Annotated in this window: 18 protein-coding genes; 10 read left to right on the forward strand and 8 right to left on the reverse strand. The window is 67.8% G+C overall.

What is annotated here, in order from left to right; translation table 11 throughout:
- Positions 1-73 precede the first annotated feature (73 nt).
- Positions 74-1,180 (forward strand): GTP pyrophosphokinase, encoded by a 1,107-nt coding sequence (locus AS031_RS12025; protein ID WP_058268378.1) that lies wholly within the window; start codon positions 74-76, stop codon positions 1,178-1,180.
- Between the two features lie 148 nt (positions 1,181-1,328).
- The gene (locus AS031_RS19805) at positions 1,329-1,475 is read left to right on the forward strand and encodes a lmo0937 family membrane protein (RefSeq protein ID WP_141688811.1); all 147 of its coding nucleotides are present in this window, start codon (positions 1,329-1,331) and stop codon (positions 1,473-1,475) included.
- Positions 1,476-1,541: 66 nt separating this feature from the next.
- Here the strand turns inward: AS031_RS19805 and AS031_RS12030 are convergent, their stop codons facing one another.
- From AS031_RS12030 to AS031_RS12050, 5 genes are all read right to left on the reverse strand, one after another.
- Positions 1,542-2,768 (reverse strand): GAF domain-containing sensor histidine kinase, encoded by a 1,227-nt coding sequence (locus tag AS031_RS12030; RefSeq protein ID WP_058268379.1) that lies wholly within the window; start codon positions 2,766-2,768, stop codon positions 1,542-1,544.
- A gap of 65 nt (positions 2,769-2,833) precedes the next feature.
- Positions 2,834-4,597: an acetyl/propionyl/methylcrotonyl-CoA carboxylase subunit alpha gene (locus AS031_RS12035; RefSeq protein WP_058268380.1), complete on the reverse strand. Its 1,764-nt coding sequence runs from the start codon at positions 4,595-4,597 to the stop codon at positions 2,834-2,836.
- A complete protein-coding gene (locus AS031_RS12040; RefSeq protein WP_058268381.1) occupies positions 4,597-6,270 on the reverse strand; it encodes a 5-oxoprolinase subunit B/C family protein in 1,674 nt (557 codons plus the stop codon). The genes AS031_RS12035 and AS031_RS12040 overlap by 1 nt, the downstream gene beginning before the upstream one ends.
- A gap of 14 nt (positions 6,271-6,284) precedes the next feature.
- A complete protein-coding gene (locus tag AS031_RS12045) occupies positions 6,285-7,637 on the reverse strand; it encodes an MFS transporter (RefSeq protein WP_058268382.1) in 1,353 nt (450 codons plus the stop codon).
- 55 nt (positions 7,638-7,692) lie between these two features.
- Positions 7,693-8,451, reverse strand: a complete 759-nt coding sequence (locus tag AS031_RS12050; RefSeq protein WP_058268383.1) for a LamB/YcsF family protein — start codon at positions 8,449-8,451, stop codon at positions 7,693-7,695.
- A 107-nt stretch (positions 8,452-8,558) separates the two neighbouring features.
- On the opposite strand from AS031_RS12050, the gene AS031_RS12055 reads away from it, so the two are divergent.
- On the forward strand, positions 8,559-9,242 hold the full coding sequence (locus tag AS031_RS12055; protein WP_058268384.1) for a GntR family transcriptional regulator: 684 nt from the start codon (positions 8,559-8,561) through the stop codon (positions 9,240-9,242).
- 51 nt (positions 9,243-9,293) lie between these two features.
- Here AS031_RS12055 and AS031_RS12060 read toward each other — a convergent pair whose 3' ends face one another.
- Positions 9,294-9,956, reverse strand: a complete 663-nt coding sequence (locus tag AS031_RS12060; protein ID WP_058268385.1) for a PAS and ANTAR domain-containing protein — start codon at positions 9,954-9,956, stop codon at positions 9,294-9,296.
- Between the two features lie 1,104 nt (positions 9,957-11,060).
- On the opposite strand from AS031_RS12060, the gene AS031_RS12065 reads away from it, so the two are divergent.
- The 3 genes from AS031_RS12065 (at position 11,061) to AS031_RS12075 (ending at position 12,015) form a co-directional block, all read left to right on the forward strand.
- Positions 11,061-11,288 carry a hypothetical protein gene (locus AS031_RS12065; RefSeq protein ID WP_058268386.1) on the forward strand — a complete coding sequence of 76 codons (228 nt, stop codon included), beginning with the start codon at positions 11,061-11,063 and terminating at the stop codon, positions 11,286-11,288.
- 264 nt (positions 11,289-11,552) lie between these two features.
- On the forward strand, positions 11,553-11,813 hold the full coding sequence (locus tag AS031_RS12070) for a hypothetical protein (RefSeq protein WP_141688812.1): 261 nt from the start codon (positions 11,553-11,555) through the stop codon (positions 11,811-11,813).
- Positions 11,797-12,015, forward strand: coding sequence for a YegP family protein (locus AS031_RS12075; protein ID WP_058268388.1), 219 nt, complete (start codon positions 11,797-11,799; stop codon positions 12,013-12,015). Before AS031_RS12070 ends, AS031_RS12075 begins: the two co-directional genes overlap by 17 nt.
- Before the next feature lie 408 nt (positions 12,016-12,423).
- Here AS031_RS12075 and AS031_RS12080 read toward each other — a convergent pair whose 3' ends face one another.
- Positions 12,424-13,050 (reverse strand): ATP-binding cassette domain-containing protein, encoded by a 627-nt coding sequence (locus AS031_RS12080; protein WP_228379622.1) that lies wholly within the window; start codon positions 13,048-13,050, stop codon positions 12,424-12,426.
- Between the two features lie 54 nt (positions 13,051-13,104).
- Between AS031_RS12080 and aztB the strand changes: the two genes are divergently transcribed.
- From aztB to aztD, 4 genes are read left to right on the forward strand one after another with little or no spacing between them, the layout of a single operon-like run.
- Positions 13,105-13,998, forward strand: coding sequence for a zinc ABC transporter permease AztB (aztB, locus tag AS031_RS12085; RefSeq protein WP_058268390.1), 894 nt, complete (start codon positions 13,105-13,107; stop codon positions 13,996-13,998).
- A complete protein-coding gene (locus AS031_RS12090; RefSeq protein WP_058268391.1) occupies positions 13,995-15,245 on the forward strand; it encodes a hypothetical protein in 1,251 nt (416 codons plus the stop codon). Before aztB ends, AS031_RS12090 begins: the two co-directional genes overlap by 4 nt.
- A complete protein-coding gene (aztC, locus tag AS031_RS12095) occupies positions 15,242-16,153 on the forward strand; it encodes a zinc ABC transporter substrate-binding protein AztC (protein WP_058268392.1) in 912 nt (303 codons plus the stop codon). Before AS031_RS12090 ends, aztC begins: the two co-directional genes overlap by 4 nt.
- A 37-nt stretch (positions 16,154-16,190) precedes the next feature.
- Positions 16,191-17,426: a zinc metallochaperone AztD gene (gene aztD / locus AS031_RS12100; protein ID WP_058268393.1), complete on the forward strand. Its 1,236-nt coding sequence runs from the start codon at positions 16,191-16,193 to the stop codon at positions 17,424-17,426.
- A gap of 67 nt (positions 17,427-17,493) precedes the next feature.
- On the opposite strand, the gene AS031_RS12105 is transcribed toward aztD, so the two are convergent.
- Positions 17,494-17,832, reverse strand: coding sequence for a DMT family transporter (locus tag AS031_RS12105; RefSeq protein ID WP_074446964.1), 339 nt, complete (start codon positions 17,830-17,832; stop codon positions 17,494-17,496).
- Positions 17,833-17,928: the final 96 nt, after the last annotated feature.

Genomic DNA, 17,928 nt, shown 5'->3' on the forward strand with positions numbered 1-17,928 from the left:
GCCTGTGGCGGCCTGTGACGTCCATGCCGGGCTCCGCCGTCGTTCTGTCAGTCCCCGGCCGTAAGCTGGATTCATGCCGACTAACTGGGAGAGCCTGGACGCAGAGCTGCGCGAATCCGTGCAGCACAACGTGGAAATCTACGAACGCGTCCGCCCTGCCCTGAAGCTGGTCACCCGGGACGTCCTCCTGGTCTTGCGGGACATGCTGAAGGACAGCGAGGTCACTCCGCTGTTCGTCACCGGCCGCACTAAAACCGTGGAGTCCTTCAAGGAGAAGATCTCCCGCACGGAGGAGCCGCTGGAGCCGGGCGGGCGGCGGCTGTTGAAGTTCCCGGACCCGTTCCGCACCCTCAATGACATGGTGGGCATCCGGGTCATCACCAAGCTGCCTGCCGAGAACGCCGCGGTGGCCAACATCATCAAGCGCCAGCGCCAGTTGTTCGACTGCCGCGGGGACCGGGAAAAGGACATCGGTTCCATTGAGTCCGGGACCTACGGGTATTCCAGCCGGCACCTGATCCTGCGGACCATCCAGAACGAGGCCGTCAAGGAGTACCAGCAGGTCTTCAACCCGGACATCACGCCCAACGGCAGCTATTTCTTCGAGTGCCAGATCCGCACCATTTTCGCGCACGCGTGGAGTGAGATCGAGCATGACATCCGGTTCAAGGCAGAGGACCCCCGCGCCTGGACGCCGCACTTCGACCGGCAGTTCACCGCCACCGCGGCCATGCTCGAAACGGTGGAGACCGCCTTCGCGGACCTGCACGAACGGTACGAGGAAGTGCGCAGCTTCTGGGACACCGACGGCGAGGGCGCCGCGCCGCTCACGCCCAACCGCGTCCGGGACGTGTGGCGCACCCTGCTCCCCCACGTGGACCGCAAAGTGGACGACGACTGGGGCTGGGCAGCGGAACTGCTCGCCGCGCACGGGCTCAACCAGACCATGCAGCTTGCCGGGCTGCTCACCGCGGACCGGATCACCGAGGTCCGCAAGGCCCTGGACCACCGCTACTCCCCCGGCCCGGACCGACTCCTGGACGACCTCCTGCTGTGGCAGTACGGCACCAGGCACATCGACCTCACGGCTGAAGAGGCCGACGCCGTCCCGCACCCCCGGCGGGACAGCCTCCTGCGGCGGCTGCGGCAGATCGAGCGGTACCGGGTCACCAGGAAGTAGCGGCTTTCCGAGTGGGGCATCCGGCGGTCACCAAGCCGCGGAAAAAATTTCCAGCACGGTTTCCCTCCGACCGGAGGGTGCGGGCGTACGATGTGACAATCCGCGGCTAAAGCACCATCTGACTCGAAAATTCCAAGAGGAGAACGCCATGTTGCTTTGGATTGCCATCATCATTGCCGTCTTGTGGCTGCTAGGACTGCTCGCCAACATCGGCGGCGGCCTGATCCACATCCTGCTGGTTGTTGCCGTCGTGGTCCTGATCTTCCACTTTGTCCGCGGCAGGGCCCGCACCTGAGCACCGTGCGCGGCGTGGCCCACCCGGCCTGACGGCGTGCAGCTGCGCTCCGGCAGGGCGGCACAATCAGGCGGCCGGGAAACTGACCGCCACGGTGGTGCCGCCGCCGGGGGTTTCGGTGAGCGTGAGCTCGCCGCCGTGGGCTTTGGCGATGCTGCTGCAGGTGGCAAGGCCCAGCCCGGTCCCGGCACCGTCCCCGTCGCGGTGCAGCCGCACCAGCGGTTCCAGGACTTTCGCCCGGTCTTCCGGCGCTATCCCCTTGCCGTTGTCCGCCACGAACACCGTGGAGCCGTGGTAGTTGGACACCCCGCTGACCCTGATCCGGAGGGGCCGCTGCGGGCTGCGGTAATTCAGCGCGTTGGACAGCAGGTTCTGGAGCAGGGTCCTGAGCTGGCCGCGGTCGGCGTGGATGGTGGCGTCCTCAATATCCACCAGGGACGGATCGTTGATGCCCAGGTCCCATGCGGCTTCGGTGGCTGCCGTCCGCAGGGAGACGTACTCCCGCTGGATGCCGCCGCCAACACGGGAGAAGCTCAGGACGTCCTCCAGCATGGCCAGCATCCGGCGGCCGGAGCCGCTGATCTTCTCCAGGTCCTCGGCTGCACCGGGGACAGCGGTGATGTCGGGATCGTCCTGCAGCATCTCCAGGTAGCCCAGCATGGTGGTCAGCGGGGAGCGCAGGTCATGGCTGACGCGGCCGGCAAAACCGGCCAGGCGGGCGTTGCTTTCCTCCAGCTCGGCGTAGGCCCGGTCTAGCTGGACGGTGCGCCGTTGCAGTTCCAGCAACTCCACCACCTGCTTGGCCAGGACCTCCAGCATCCCCTCCTGCGCAGGGGTCAGCTCCTGCGCAGTTTCCGAGAACACGCACAGGCTGCCGGGGATGAAGCCGGTGGCCGTTTCCAGCGGAACGGACGCGTAGAACCGGACGCGCCCCAGGTCGCCGGCCACGAACGGATTGTCGGCAAAGCGGGAGTCGCGGGAGGCGTCCGCCACGATCGTCTTTTCACCGGTGAGGAAGACCTTGGAGCACATCGAGTCCTGGCGGGAGCACACTCCGGGGTCCACTCCCCAGGCCCCGACCTGGTGCTGGTGGGCCGCGCTGACGATGTTCACCACGCCGAAGGGGGTGCCGCAGAGCTCCGCGGCCAGGCCCACCAGGTTTTGTATGGCCTTCAGCACCGTCTCATTGGGCAGCAGCGGCGAGTGCGGGGAAGGGTTGAGTCCGTACTCCAGAAGCTCGAGATCGCGGCTGATGTCATCAGTAGAGGCCAACCGCCCTGCCGCACTTGTCATATAAACCCCCGGACCCTATGACTACTCCGCGATCATAGCCCAGTTGGCCCGGGGGTTCCCTGCGGCTACTGGATCAGGGCCAGCACAGCGCCCGGGCCCACGACGCCGCCGGCATCCACACGGCGCCCGGCAAGCGTTCCTGCCCGGTGCGCCGTCACCTGGGTTTCCATCTTCATGGCTTCAAGGACGACGACGGGGTCCCCGGCGTTGACGTCCGCACCGTCCTCCACCAGCCACTTCACCACTGTGCCGGACATTCCGGCGCGGAGTTCGGCGGGGTTGGCGGCAGCACCGCCATCGGCCGCGTCCCCGGCGTCCGGCGCCGCGAAAACCCCGGCCGGCAGGCCGGAGCCGGCGCGCTCCCACCCGGACAGCAGCGCGGCGGGCAGCCCGACGGCCAGCCGGCGTCCGTCCACGTCAACGGTGATGGTGCGCCGTGCACCGTCCGGGGCGGTGGTGCCGAAGTCCGGGTCCGCCTCGATGGTTTCCGCGAAGTCCGTTTCGATCCAGCGGGTGTGGATGCCCAGGGATGTTTCGGAGGTGAAGTCCGGTGCCTCGACGACGGCACGGTGGAAGGGCAGCACGGTGGCAACCCCGGTGACCTGCATTTCCGCAAGCGCCCGGCGGGCGCGTCGCAGTGCCTGCTGCCGGTTTGCCCCGGTGACGATCAGCTTGGCCAGGAGGGAGTCGAACTGGGGAGCCACGATGGACCCGGTCCGCACCCCCGAGTCGAGGCGGACTCCCGGGCCGGTGGGCCCGGTGAAGGCGTCCACGGTGCCGGGTGAGGGCAGGAAGCCGCGTCCCACGTCTTCGGCGTTAAGCCTGAACTCGAACGAGTGGCCGCGCGGCCTGGGGTCGGCGGCGAACCGCAGCGGTTCTCCGGCGGCAATGCGGAACTGTTCCTGCACCAGGTCCACCCCGGTGGTTTCCTCGGTGATGGGGTGCTCCACCTGCAGCCGGGTGTTGACCTCCAGGAAGGCGACCGTGCCGTCCCCGGCCACCAGGAACTCCACCGTCCCGGCGCCGGCGTAGCCGGCTTCGCGGCAGATGGCCTTGGCGGCGTCGTAGATCTGCCGGGTCTGGTCCTCGGTGAGGAAGGGTGCCGGCGCCTCTTCCACGAGCTTCTGGTGCCGCCGCTGCAGCGAGCAGTCCCGGGTTCCCACCACCACCACGTTGCCGTGCAGGTCCGCCAGGACCTGGGCTTCCACGTGCCGGGGCCGGTCCAGGTAGCGCTCCACGAAGCATTCCCCGCGGCCAAAGGCCACCACGGCCTCCCGGACGGCGGAATCGAACGCCTCTTCCACCTGGTCGAGGTCGCGGACCACCTTGAGCCCGCGCCCGCCGCCGCCGAACGCCGCCTTGATGGCGATCGGCAAACCGTGTTCCTCGGCAAAGGCACGGGCCTCGGCGGCCGACGCTACCGGCCCGTCGCTGCCGGCCACCAGCGGCGCACCGGCCCGCACGGCGATTTCCCGGGCGGTGATCTTGTTGCCGAGCTGCCGGATGGCTTCGGGGTCCGGGCCGATCCAGGTCAGCCCTGCGCCGAGCACGGCTTCGGCGAAGTCGGCGTTTTCGGACAGGAAGCCGTACCCGGGGTGCACGGCATCAGCGCCGGAGTCTGATGCGGCCCGCAGCAGCTTGGCGATGTCCAGGTAGGTGTCCGACGGCGCGTTGCCGCCCAGGCTGTACGCCTCGCCGGCGGCGTTCACGTGCATGGCGTCGGCGTCCACGTCGGCGTACACCGCCACGGATTCCAGCCCGGCGTCCTCACAGGCACGGGCGATGCGGACGGCGATTTCTCCGCGGTTGGCGATCAGGACCTTGCGCATCAGTTGCTCACTTCGTTTGGTGTGTCTGGGGAGGCCGGGGCGTGGCCGGGGGCCCAGCGGAACCGGATGGATCCGCCGATGGGAACCTGCGCGGCGCGGTCCAGCTGCTGGTCCACCACAACGCCGATCACCGGGTAGCCGCCGGTAATGGGGTGGTCGGCCAGGAACAGGACGGGCTGGCCGTCCGGCGGGATCTGCAGGGCACCGGCCATGGTTCCCTCACTGGGCAGTTCGCCGTCCCGGCTGCGGCGGAGCGGCTCGCCTGCCAGGCGCATGCCCACCCGGTTGGAGCGCGGGGTCACGGCCCAGTCCTGGCTGCACAGCGACTCGAGCGCGGCGGCGTCGAACCAGTCGTCCCGTGGTCCGGGCACGATGTCCAGGACGGTCACGCCGGCATCCGGGTACTCAGGCTGCAGTTCGGGGTTGCCCACCACGTTGGAGGACGTCGCCGTGCCTGCGCCGAGCAGTTGGCCGGCAGCCAGCGGCGCGGGGCCGATTCCGGACATGGTGTCTGTTGACCGGCTGCCCAGCACTGCATCGGCTTCCACGCCGCCGCGGATGGCAAGGTAGGTGCGGAAGCCGCGGTCCGGCGGGCCGATGGCCAGGGTTTCGCCGTCCAGCAGCGCGAACGGGGTGGTCATGGGGACCTCGCGCACCTGCTCCGGCAGGCCGCCGTCGTCCCCTTCGCCGGCACCGTCCCCGGTGTCCGGCGGCGCCACGATGGTCAGCGCCGAGGGCGCGCCGGTGATGGCGAGGACCTGGTCCCCCACGGCCTGGACGCGCAGCCCGCCGGCAACACTTTCGACGACGGCGGCTGACGGCTGGTTGCCGACGATCCGGTTGGCGCGGCGCACCGAAGAGCGGTCCAGGGCGCCGGCGGTCGAGACACCCAGCCCCGCGTGTCCGGGACGGCCGAGGTCCTGGACCAGGCTTTGCAGCCCGGGTGCGAGGATCCGGAGTCCCGAGTGCACCGGCTGCACTGCTTCGGAGGCTGCGTTGTCCACGGTTGCGCCGGAGACCTCCACGAGCTCACGGACCGCCTTGAACTGCACACGGTCACCCGGCGCGGCCAGGGCGGGCTGTTCCCGGCTGAGGTCCCACATGCGGGCTTCGGTGCGGCCGATCAGTTGCCACCCGCCCGGAGATTTCCGGGGGTAGACGGCCGAGTAATTGCCGGCAAGCGCCACGGATCCGGCAGGAACCGCTGTCCTCGGCGAGCTCCGTCGCGGGACTTCCAGGGACTGGTTCTCCCCCACCATGTAGCCGAAGCCGGGGGCGAAGCCGCCGAACGCAACGGTCCACACCTGGCCGGTGTGGGCGGCCACCACTCCGTCCGGACCCAGCCCGGTGAGGCGCCCCACCTCGGCGAGGTCCTCGCCGTCGTAGACGGCCTCGATGACCACCAGTTTTCCTTCGGCGTGAGCGGTGACCGTGAGGTCCATCTCCGGCAGCAGGGCCGCCATCCGGCGGGCGGCCGCCGGAGAGTCCGCCTTGACCATGACGGTCTGGGCGGCGGCCAGGACGTCCACCTGGCCGGGCAGCGGGTGCTCCAGCAGGAGGGCCTGGAGGGCCAGGACGTCCTGGAGCCCGGAGAGTTCGGCGAGGACCGCCGTCGTTCCGACCGGCCGTACGGCCAGAACACGGGCGGTGGCGGGGCTGGTGGCTGTGTCCATGGTGTCCTTGCCGCTCAGGCGCGGCTCTCCTGGGTGTTGCCGTTGTGGAGCAGGTGGAGGTCCTCATCGGGCTTCGGGTCACGGCCCAGGCGCATCCCCACGATGGTGATCACGGCGGTCAGGGCGAGGTAGCCGGCGATCAGGTGCCAGCCGCCGGACGCGGCGCCGTACAGCGCGGTGAAGATCAGCGGCGCCACGGCCCCGCCGATCACGCCGGCCAGGGTGTAGGCCAGGGAGCTGCCGGCGTAGCGGAGGCGGGCCGGGAACTGTTCGGTGATGAAAGCGGCCTGCGGTCCGTACATGAACGCGTGCAGCGCCAGGCCGATGACCACGCCGATGGTCAGCATCAGCACGGACTTGCCCTGGATCATCAGGAAGAACAGCGGGATGTAGACGGCGGTTGCCGCCGCGGCGATCCCGTAGACCCAGCGGCGGTTGAAACGGTCGGTGAGGGCGCCGGCCGCGGGGATGAGGACCAGCTGGAAGGCGGAGCCGATGAGGATTGCGGCCAGGACGTTGCCGGTGGTCATGCCGAGTTCCTTGGTGGCGTAGACGGCCACGAAAACGGTGAACAGGGCGTAGAGGACGTCCGGGCAGAGGCGGGACAAGGCTGCCGATACGAGCGCCTTGGGCTCCTTGGTGAAGACTTCCTTGATGGGCGCCTTGGGACGTTCGCCATGGGCCTGGATCGCCTTGAAGACGGGGGTTTCCTCCAGCTTGAGGCGGATCAACAGGCCGAACGCCACCAGGAGCGCGGAGGCCAGGAAGGCGACACGCCAGCCCCAGGAGAGGAAGACTTCGTTGCTGAGCGAGGCGGCGAGGACGGCCAGGACGCCGTTGGCCATGAGGTTGCCGGCGGGCGGGCCGATCTGGGCCGCGGAGGACCAGAAGCCGCGCTTGTTGGGGTCGCCGAATTCGCTGGACAGCAGCACCGCGCCGCCCCATTCGCCGCCGACGCCGATGCCCTGGGCGAGGCGCAGCAGCACCAGGATGGTGGGCGCGGCGACGCCGATGGCCGAGTAGTCGGGCAGCGCACCGATCAGGACGGTGGCTGCGCCGATCAGCACCAGCGTGAAGACCAGGACGTACTTGCGGCCCACCTTGTCGCCAAGGCGGCCGAACACGACGCCGCCGATGGGGCGCGCCAGGTAGCCCACCGCGAAGGCGGAGAAGGACAGCAGGAGCCCGACGAACTCATCGCCGGCGGGGAAGAAAATTTTGGGGAAGACAAGGGCGGATGCCACGGAATAGATGGCGAAGTCGTAGTACTCGAGGGAGGTGCCGGTGAGGCTGGCGACGTACGCCTTGAGGGCGCCGGCCGGCGGCTTCCTTGCCGCCGTCTTTGCTGGCTTGTTGATGCTGGTCATGGGGTTCTCCGGGGTGTGGTGCGGGGCTGGATGGCCGGGATTCTTGGGGGTGCGGCTAGGCGAACGGGCTGATGCTGATGCCGGCGCCGGCGAGGGCGGACTTCACGGCGGTGGCCATTGCGACCGCCCCTGGGGAGTCACCATGCACGCAGATGCTGTCTGCGTGCAGCTTCAGGAGGGACCCGTCGATGGTCCTGACGGACTGTTCGGTGGCCATCCTGAGTACATGTTCCGCCACGTCGGCGGGATCGTGAAGGACGGCGCCGGGCCGGGAGCGGGAAACGAGCGTTCCGTCCGGGTTGTAGGCGCGGTCCGCGAAGGCTTCGGTGACCGTCCGCAGGCCGGCTTGCTCCGCAAGCCGCAGCACCTCGGAGCCGGGAAGTCCCATGATGGGCAATCCCGGGTCCACCGATTTAACGGCGTCGACGACTGCGCCCGCCTGGGCGGTGTGCGACACGATCGCGTTGTAGAGGCCACCGTGCGGCTTCACGTAGCGGACCCGGGCGCCTTCCGCCGCGGCCAGGGCCTGCAGCGCACCGATCTGGTAGACGACGTCGTCGGCCAGTTCGGCCGGGTTGACGTCAAGGAAGCGGCGGCCGAAGCCTGCGAGGTCCCGGTAGCCCACGTGCGCGCCGATGGTGACGCCGGCCTGGGCGGCACTCCGGCAGGTCTGCCGGATCACGGTGGGGTCGCCGGCGTGGAAACCGCAGGCGACGTTGGCGCTGGACACCGAGCTGAACATTGCGGCGTCATCGCCCAGGGTCCAGCGTCCAAAGGATTCTCCGACGTCGCTGTTGAGGTCGATGGAAGTCATTGTGATCCCCGTCTCATTGGGTTGGTGGTATCCAGCATGCACCAAATCTACGGATTGTTCAACAATCCTTCGATTCAACGATGTGACGATCGTGTAAATTCTCCGGTATGGCCACCTTCGATTCCGCCGCCCGCACCATTCCGGGCCGCCTGCGCGTGGCAGTCCCGTCCGTCGCCGAGCGTGTGGCACAGGAGCTGCGCCGCCAACTGGCCGAAGGGACACTGATCCCAGGGGCCCGCCTCACCGAATCCACCATCGCGGAGGACTTGGGCGTCTCGCGGAATACGGTGCGTGAAGCCTTTGCGGAACTGGCCAGCGAGCGGCTGGTGGTCCGGCACCCCAACCGCGGCGTCTTTGTTGCCAGCCTGGGGGCCGAGGACATCCACGACCTCTACGCCGTGCGGCGCGCCATCGAGGTCAGCGCAATCCGCGGCGGGGGCAGCCCGGATGATGTCGCGGCCGTCCGTGCCGCAGTAGAGGAAGGCAAGCGCGCCGCCGCAGCAGGTGACGACGAAGCCGGCGGCACTGCCAACCAGCACTTCCATGGCGCCATCGTGGCCCTGGCCGGAAGCCACCGGCTGAACACGATCATGGCCCAGGTGCTGGCCGAAATGCGCCTGTTCTTCCACAAAGCCGCTGCCGACGCCCTGTTCTACCAGCGGTACCTGCCGGACAACGAGAAAATCTGCGAGGCACTTGAAGCGGGCCAACTGGACCGCGCCGGGGACCTGCTGCTCGCCTACCTGGACCGCTCCGAGGACAACCTTGCCGAGGTGCACGGCAGGGATTGACGGGCGGCAGGGCGGCGTCATGCGTTACCGCCGAAGGGAACCTGGCGCGCGTCAGCGGCGGCGGGACAGGGTTCCCTTGGCGTGGCCCGGCCGTGGTGCTGCCCACCGTTGCAGGATGGGGTGCACTGCGCCGTTGTCGGCAGCCTCGACCAGGCGCGCCGCGAGCGCCGACACTTTGGTGTTGGTGTCCTGGCTCTGCTTGGACAGCACGGTGAACGCTTCAGCCGGACCGATGTTGAAGAAGCCCATGATGATGCCCTTGGCCTGTTCAATGACCCCGCGGGTGGCGTAGGCGTTGACCAGCGCGGAGGCGGCGGCGTGTCCGCTTTCAATGGCCATGGAACGCGTCAGGTCGATGGTGAGGCCGTGGATGGTGACCACCCTCCCGGCCTCGTCCCGGTCGGCTTCGGCTACGGTCAGGACGCGGTGTTCGTGGCCCTTGCTGTCGATGATGCGGTGGAAGTTGGACCCTTGGCCGCCGTCACGGATGAGGGTAGTGACCAGCTGGCAGGCGGCTTCGCGGTCATCGGGATGCTTGTGGGCCAGGACCAGGTCCATGGTCGGAACCACCATTCCCCGTTCGTAGCCGTGGATGCGGAACAGCCCGTCGGACCATTCACTCAGGCCGGTGTCCAGGTTGAGCCGGAAGGAGCCGGTGGGGCACACCTCGCCCTCGGGCAGGGGGAACCCGTAGGACACCCGATCCTCGGACATCGCCTCTTCCTCTCTGCGGGGCGCGGTGGAACAGCTTCCCCACGATAGCAGTCAGGAGGGTGCCAGGGTCAGACCCCGAATTTTTTTCCACCAGTTGAGTGAAAAGGGTCGTCCAAGTGCTGAGGGGCAGGGTATTTTGTTCCTACTCGTGGTTGAGCAGCCGGCCGCCGTAGCGCGCCGAGGAAAGGCTCCCATGAAGACCAGCACCACCACCGGCCTTCCATGCCTGCCCCTGCCCGCCCGGCGGCCCCAGTGAGCCCACCTGTTGCACCAAGGATGCGGTGACAGGTGATGGCGGCCCTGGCGGCCGCCGCCGTGGGCCGGTGCCGGATTGGGGGCCGGCCCACGGTCTGCCCCCGCAGTGCTTCTAAGGGCCTGACGCTCCCGAAACGTGCTTCCTGATGCTCCGCGTGGCCCGGCGCGCCTGGCCCGGATGGGCAAAAATTTTCCGCCGAATTCGCCATGCAATAGCCCACCGGCTCGATGGCCTTCCAGCCCCACCCGCCGTCCGGCTGCCGGTAAACCTCGTAGTCCACGGCGGACGCTGCCGACTTGAACACCGCCGCTTCCCGCGCAGCGAACGCCAGGGTCGCGAAGTACCGCCCCGCCCACGCGAGCACCTCATCGTCGGGACCATGGAGCCACCAGGAGGGTCCATTGCCCCGATCTGCTACCTGAAACTTCATGTACCCTCCCCGCTCGAATCGGCCCGAACGCCCGGAGGTCGCGCGCTTGCCGGCGCCTACCCTTCCGGGTGGGTCCATGGTGCCGGACGACGGCCGCGTTGACGCGAAAAATTGGGTCAAGACTTCTTCTTGCTGGACTGTTGACACCGCGGGCGTCACGCACAGCAGCCTTCGGGCCCACCCACTGCAGCCAACCCGCGAAAACCCGGCCTCCCGCCGTCGGGCCCTCCCCCCAAAACACGCCTGGCGTAACATGGCCGACACCGCAATGCCAGCCGTTGCATGCTCAGGGACCACCTGCAATGACATACCCAACACCTGCGTCGGGAGCCACCGGGTACGTACACTGTCCGGTATTGATCGTGCAGTGGTCAGGCCCGGAGGTTCCTCCGGGAACCCAATCACTGGTTCAGGGGGCATGGCGGTCATGAAAAGTGGCATCGAAGGTGATCCCGAGGTGGAGCGCACCAGCGTCCATCCGGTTCAGGTGCAGGCCCTACGCATCATCGATGACGTGCTGTCCGATCCGGATCCGGAGCTGGCGGATGTCCGTGAGTTTTTATGCGGCCATCTCGCCCAAAACCCCAACCGCCCGGCACGAGCCCTGCTGCTGCACCTGATGGACACGAGGTTGACCGAACCTTAGCCAGCGCGGCGCTTCAGTACCGACTGGTGAAATCCCCTAACCCCCGTTTCAACCCCTAATCTGCGGCTCAAACGGCTGCCTGGTGGTTGACACGTGGACCGGGGCGTTCTTTGATCTAGAGCAACAAGTCATGCAGGGGGCTTCCACCAGCCGTTCGAGGGAGGCCCCGTGACTGTCACTTCCGCCATTGCACCCGCGCCACAGGGACCGAAACGGGCCGGTGGGCGTTCACCGGGTCCTTCCGCTCACGTTTACAGCGACCCCGTGTATCGGTCGAGCGCGGTCCAGGAACTGCTTCGCCGGTGGCCCCATGTGCCAACCCGCGAACTTGACCGCATCCACCGCGCGCTCATTCACTGCCAACAGGTCCAGCACCCGGGAAACGCAGGCAAGCTCACCGAACCCGCACTGGCCCTGCTGGACCTGGTCACCGCCGAGCTGTCCCGGCGCCGCCTGCAGGCCGGGAAGAGCACCCCTTCACCCGCAGACGAGCAGGAGGTTCCGCGCGATGGCCGGTCATTTTGAACTCGTTCCCGAACCCAACAAGGAGTTCAGGGTCGAACTGGTGGACGGACGGGGCAATGTCATAGCCACCTCGATCCCGTTCGAAGACAGCACTGCAGCAGTGGCTGCCATTAGCGCGTTCCGCAGCATGGCGGCCGTCGCGCCCATCAGGGACAACACTGGTGCAGCCCCAGGACCGCGGACCCGCAAACCACGTCAGTAGCTGCAGCGCCGCGCTCCTCGGTGATGTCAGCCCCATGCCTGTGCGGCGGCAGAAGCCCCGGGGCGGCGGGCGGCAGCGAGCGCCGCGAGGTCGAGGATAAGCCGGCGCACCTCGTGTTCCCGGCCTCTCCCCACTGGCGTCCGTCGTGGTTCAGCGGCGCGCCGGAGCCGTACCGCGGGTGGCGTCGGGACGGGAGTCCGGCTACCGCCGGCCTGCCCTGCGTTCCCGGGTGAAGTTGTTGTCTTTCCTGGTTCCATCTGACGTCCCCCTTGACGTTATCCAGCCAGGCTCTCAGCACCAGGGCCGGTAGGGACACCCTAGAAGCCGTTGGTCTCCTGCGGATACGGTTCCGGGGCACGGACGGAACAAATTGCTCCAATCTTGAGCTCCCCGCAGCAGCGATGTTGCCTAGGAGAGGACCCGACCGCCGCTGAGGGTGATGACGCAGTCGGCGGCGGCGATGGACTCGTCGTCGTGGCTGACGCAGGCGACGGCCGCGCCGCGCCGCGCTTCTTCGGCGAGCATCGCGCGGGTGCGCGCCCGGCTGTCGGCGTCGAGTCCCGCTGCGGGCTCGTCCAGGAGGAAGATGCGGGCTTGACGGGCGATGCCTTGGGCCAGCAGCGCGCGTTGGCGTTGCCCGCCGGAAAGGCTGTTGAACGGCGAACCGGCCAGCTGGGCGAGGTGGACGCGGTCCAGGGCTTCCGCCACGCGGCGCCGGCGTTCCGATGCAGTCATTCCGGGGCCACCCCAGGTACCCATCGTCACCACGTCCTGGACGGTGAGGGGCAACGCGTCGGGTGTCGATACCCGTTGAACCACCAACGCGACATCCTCCACGCGTTCCACCGTCCCCGCCTGCGGCGTCCGCACGCCCGCCAGGATTTCGATAAGCGTTGATTTGCCGGCGCCGTTGGGCCCCGCAATGACGCTGACAGCGCCCCATCGCAGCTCGAGATTGACGCTGTGGAGAACGGAAAGGCCGTCAAAGCTGTAGGAAATGTTTTGCGCGCGGACCGCAGGACTGGATGTAAGCACATCCCACTCTAAACGCTTTTGATAATTATTCTCAATAGCGTTTAGAGTGATGCGGTGCACTGGCTTACAGACCCCTTCACCGCTGACTTCTTCCTCAGGGCCCTCCTCGGCGGCGCCCTCGTGGCGGTCATTTGCGGCGTCGTCGGCACCTGGGTGGTGATCCGGGGAATGGCGTTCCTCGGCGAGGCGATAGGCCACGGCATGCTGCCCGGGGTCGCCCTTGCGACGATCGCCGGAGCCCCGGCCGTGGTGGGCGGCGCCCTGAGCGCCATCGTCATGAGTGCGCTGATCGGCGCGCTCCAGCGCCGTGGCAGGCTGTCCTATGACACGAGCATCGGCATGCTGTTCGTGGCGATGCTGTCCCTCGGGGTGATCATCGTGTCGCACTCGCGCTCTTTCGCCACCGACGCCACCGCCATGCTCTTCGGCGACATCCTGGCGATGCGTGACGGTGACCTGACCGGCCTGCTGATTGCCGCCGTCGTCACTGTGCTGATCGCGGCGGCACTGCACCGCAGCTTCGTCGCCGCCGCCTTCGATTCGCGCATTGCCGCGACCCTGGGGCTCCGGCCCCACGCGGCCCAGGTGGCCCTGGTGGGTCTGGTCACTTTGGCAGTCGTTTCTTCCTATCAGGCTGTCGGCTCGTTGCTGGTGGTCGGCCTGCTGCTGGCTCCCGCCGTCGCGGCCGCGCCGTGGACCGCCAGGATCCCCCACCGCATGATCGTGGCCTGCGCGTTCGGCACCGCAGCCGTGGGCCTCGGACTTTTGTGCTCCTGGTACGCCGGCACGGCTGCGGGGGCGTCCATTGCCGCGATCGCCATTGCCCTTGCGGTCCTCTCAAACGCGGCGGCCCGCATGGCGGCTCGGCTGCGCAGGCCTGCAGCATCCACACCCCGGGGTCCGGCACCCCTTCCCGTTTCCGCGTCACCCTCTGGAAAGCAGCAATGAACCTCCGAAAGCCACCGGCGGCACTGGCCGCCCTTGTTCTGATCGCCCTCGCAGGATGCAGCAACGCACCCGCCCAGCAGCCGGCGTCACCACCGCCAACGAACGATTCCGCCACCGCGGGTGACGGCCACGGCGCGATTCCCGGAGTGGCAGAGGTGGCCGAACCGCAACTGCACCTGGTTGGCGTCGATGCCGCCGGCAACGCTTCCATGCTGGACCTCCTCAGCGGCAAGGAGTCCCGCCTGGGGCAGGTGGCAGCGCCGGTCAACGTCACCACAGACGGGCGGTACATTTTCGCAGCAAATGCCTCCGGGGTGGACGTCCTCGACACCGGCGTGTGGACGTGGGACCACAAGGACCACTTCCACTACTACCGTGCCGAGCCCAGGACGATCGGCAGGATCCCCGGCGAAGGGACGGCGACCGTGGCCACGGGAATGCTCTCAACGGCCGGGACCACGGGCGTGTTCTTCCCGTCCTCCGGCACCGCCGTCCTGCTCGACAACTCCGCCCTCTCTGACGGCGTCATCTCCGAGGCCCTCCGCCTGGACGTCGGACCGCACGCCGGCATCATCGCCCCACTGGGGGACGGCGCGGTGGTCACTGAACCGGACGGGAGCGGCGTGGCTACGCGGTTGCGGGCCATCGACGCAGGAGCCAGCGAGAAGGCATCAATTGATTGTCCCCGCGCTTCGGGCACCATCACCACCCGGGTGGGCCTTGTCATCGGCTGCGCTGATGGCGCGGTAATTGCCACGGACGACGGCGATACGCCCGTTCTTGAGCACGTCCCCTACCCCGCGGGTGCCGCAGCACCGGCAACCACGTTCAACGGGCGGAAGGGCCGGCCCACCGTGGCCGGGACCGGGACCGATTCCGGGGTATGGCTGCTGGACACCCGCCAGCGGGCGTGGGACTGGCTGCCAACCCCCACCCCGGTACTTGCCGCCGCCGCCGTCGACGATTCTGACGGGCACGTCGTCGTCGTTGGCGACGACGGCACTGTCCAGGTCTATGACGAAGGCACCAAAAAGCGCATCGCCACGACAGAACCCCTGCTGCCTCGCACCCTGGCCGACCCTGCCTCGGCCGCGAAGGTCGAACTCGCCGTCGACGGCCAGCGCGCCTACGTCAACGCGCCCGCGGAAGGCGTGGTGTATGAGATCGACTACGCCGACAACGCGCGGGTGGCCCGCACCCTCCAGCTGCCCACCCGGCCGGTCCACCTCACGGAGACCGGCCGATGAGGCGCGCGGTGCTGCTGGTCCTGGCAGCGGCGGTGGCGCTGATGGTGCCGGGGTGCTCAGCGCCGGCTGCGTCACAGGAACCACAGATCGTGGTCACCACCAATATCCTCGGTGACGTTACCCGCCAGGTCCTTGGTGACCAGGCAACCGTGACAACGCTCATGCAGCCCGACGCCGATCCGCATTCATTCGAAATTTCTGCCCAGGAAGCTGCCCTCCTGGGCTCCGCAGACCTGGTGGTCTCCAACGGCCTCGGCCTGGAAGAAGGGCTCCAGCAGCACCTGGACCGGGCATCGGCAGCCGGTGCTCCCATGCTGGTGGCCGGTGACGTCGTCGACGTTGTCCCCTACAGTTCAGGAGAGGCGGAAGGGGCGCCGGACCCGCACTTTTGGACGGACCCGGCAGCCATGATCGACGTCGTGAATGCGCTCGAAGCCGCCGCACGGACCATCGACGGAATCGACGCCGGAAAGCTGGCCGCCAGTGCGGCCGCCTACCGGGACCGGTTGACCCAACTGGATGCCGATATGGCAGCCGCCTTCGCCGCCCTGCCCCAGGAACACCGGGCCCTGGTCACCAACCACCACGTCTTTGGCTACCTCGCGGAGCGGTATGACTTCCGGGTCATCGGCGCGGTCATTCCCGGCGGGACAACACTCGCGGCCCCCAGCGCCGCTGACCTCCGCCACTTGAGCCAGGCGATCAACTCCGCGGCAGTGCCGACGATTTTCGCGGAGTCCTCCCAGCCTGACCGGCTGGTCCAGGTCCTCGCCAGCGAGGCCGGGATCAACGTTCAGGTCCGCGAGCTCTTCACCGAATCACTGACCCGCCCCGACGGCGGAGCGCCAACGTACCTGGAGATGATGCGCGCCAACACGGACCGCATCGTCCAGGGGCTCGCACCCTGACCACTTACACCGCGTTGCACCCGCAACCCAAGAGAAAATGAGGAACCACCACATGCTCCGCCAACGAACCTCCCGGCTGGGAGGCATCGCCGCCATCGCCGGCATCACCCTCCTGGTCTCCGCATGCGCCACTGGCCAGGCCACCCCGGCCGGCACGGCCGCAGCTCCCGACACCGCCGCCACGACTTCGGCTGACGAGCACGGACGGATCGCCGTTTCCTACGCCGGAGGCATCAGTGTCCTGGACGGAAAAACCCTGGACGTCGTGCAGAAGTTCGATTCCGAAGAGTTCACCCGGCTCAATGCGGCAGGCGACGGCCGGCACGTCTTCGTCACCACCAAGGCCGGCTTCCAGTTGCTGGACACGGTTGAACCCAAGCTCACCGACCTCGTGGTCGATGCAACGGCCGCAGGGCATGTGGTCCGGCACGCGGGCAACACGGTCCTGTTCGATGACGGAACGGGCACCACCACCATCCTGAAGACCGATGACCTCGCGGGCATCGACGGCGCACTGCCGGAGGCGGAAACCTACACCGCCGAATCGGCTCATCACGGCGTCTCCATCGTCCTGGAGGACGGTAAACTCCTGACCACCGTGGGAGACAAGACCTCCCGCAACGGAGCGGTGGCCCTTGAAGCCCATGATGGTCACTGGGACAAGGTCGCGGAGAGCAAGGAATGCCCGGGCATCCACGGCGAGGGGACCGCCGCAGGCGAAGCGGTGATCTTCGGCTGCGAGGACGGCGCACTCCTTTTCCATCACGGCAAGTTCGAGAAGTTCACCGCACCGGACACGTACGGCCGCATGGGCAACGCGTTTGTTTCGGAGACCAGCCCCATCGTGGTGGGCGACTACAAGAACGATCCCGACGCCGAGGGCTACCTGCTGAATTCCGTAGCCCTCATCGACACCGAAAAGCACACCTACAATGTGGTCAAACTCCCCGAGAGCGTGCAGTACACCTTCCGGGACATTGCCCGGGGCCCCGGCGACCTGGCTTACATCCTCTCCACAGACGGGTCCATCCACGTCCTGGACCCTGCCACCGGCAAGATCGTCAACGAATTCCCTGTGATCAAGGCGTGGGAAGGTCCCGCCGAGTGGCAGGACGCCCACCCAGCCATCACCGTCAACGGCGATACTGCCTACGTCACTGAACCCGCGGCAAACACCGTGCACTCGGTTGATCTCACCAGCGGCAAGATCACTGCCTCCGCGGAACTCGACGTCGTTCCCAACGAAATCGCTGTCACCCTCGGAGCGCACTGACCCGGCCATTGAAGCGTGGGCCGCGCGGGCACCGTTCACGGGACCCGCGCGGCCTTCCGGCTGCCCGTCAGTGTGCTCCGCCGACGTTGAGGACCACGACGCCGGCCACCACCAGGGCGATGCCGAGGACTTTCGTCAGCGTCAGTTCCTCCCCAAGGAACATGGCGCCGATCGCCACGATGGCGACGGTTCCCAGGCCCGACCACAGCGCGTAGGCGACCCCCACCGGGACACTCTTGACCACCTGCGACAACAGGGCGAAGGCCACCCCGTAGGAGGCCAGGCACAAGACGCTCGGCCACAGCTTGGTGAATCCTTCCGTGGATTTGAGCAGGCTGGTGCCCAGAACCTCCACGGCGATTGCCAACGCCAAATAGACATACCCCACAACGAACCGCCCTTCCATGCGCCGGAGCGCGGGTCGGCAAAGGCGCCAAACCGTTAACCCGCCGGCGAGCTCCGATTTCCCGGCCGGTTCTCATCCTAGGTGCGCTGCTTCGAG

Origin of the sequence: Pseudarthrobacter enclensis, assembly GCF_001457025.1 — a bacterium.
Classification (GTDB): domain Bacteria; phylum Actinomycetota; class Actinomycetes; order Actinomycetales; family Micrococcaceae; genus Arthrobacter; species Arthrobacter enclensis.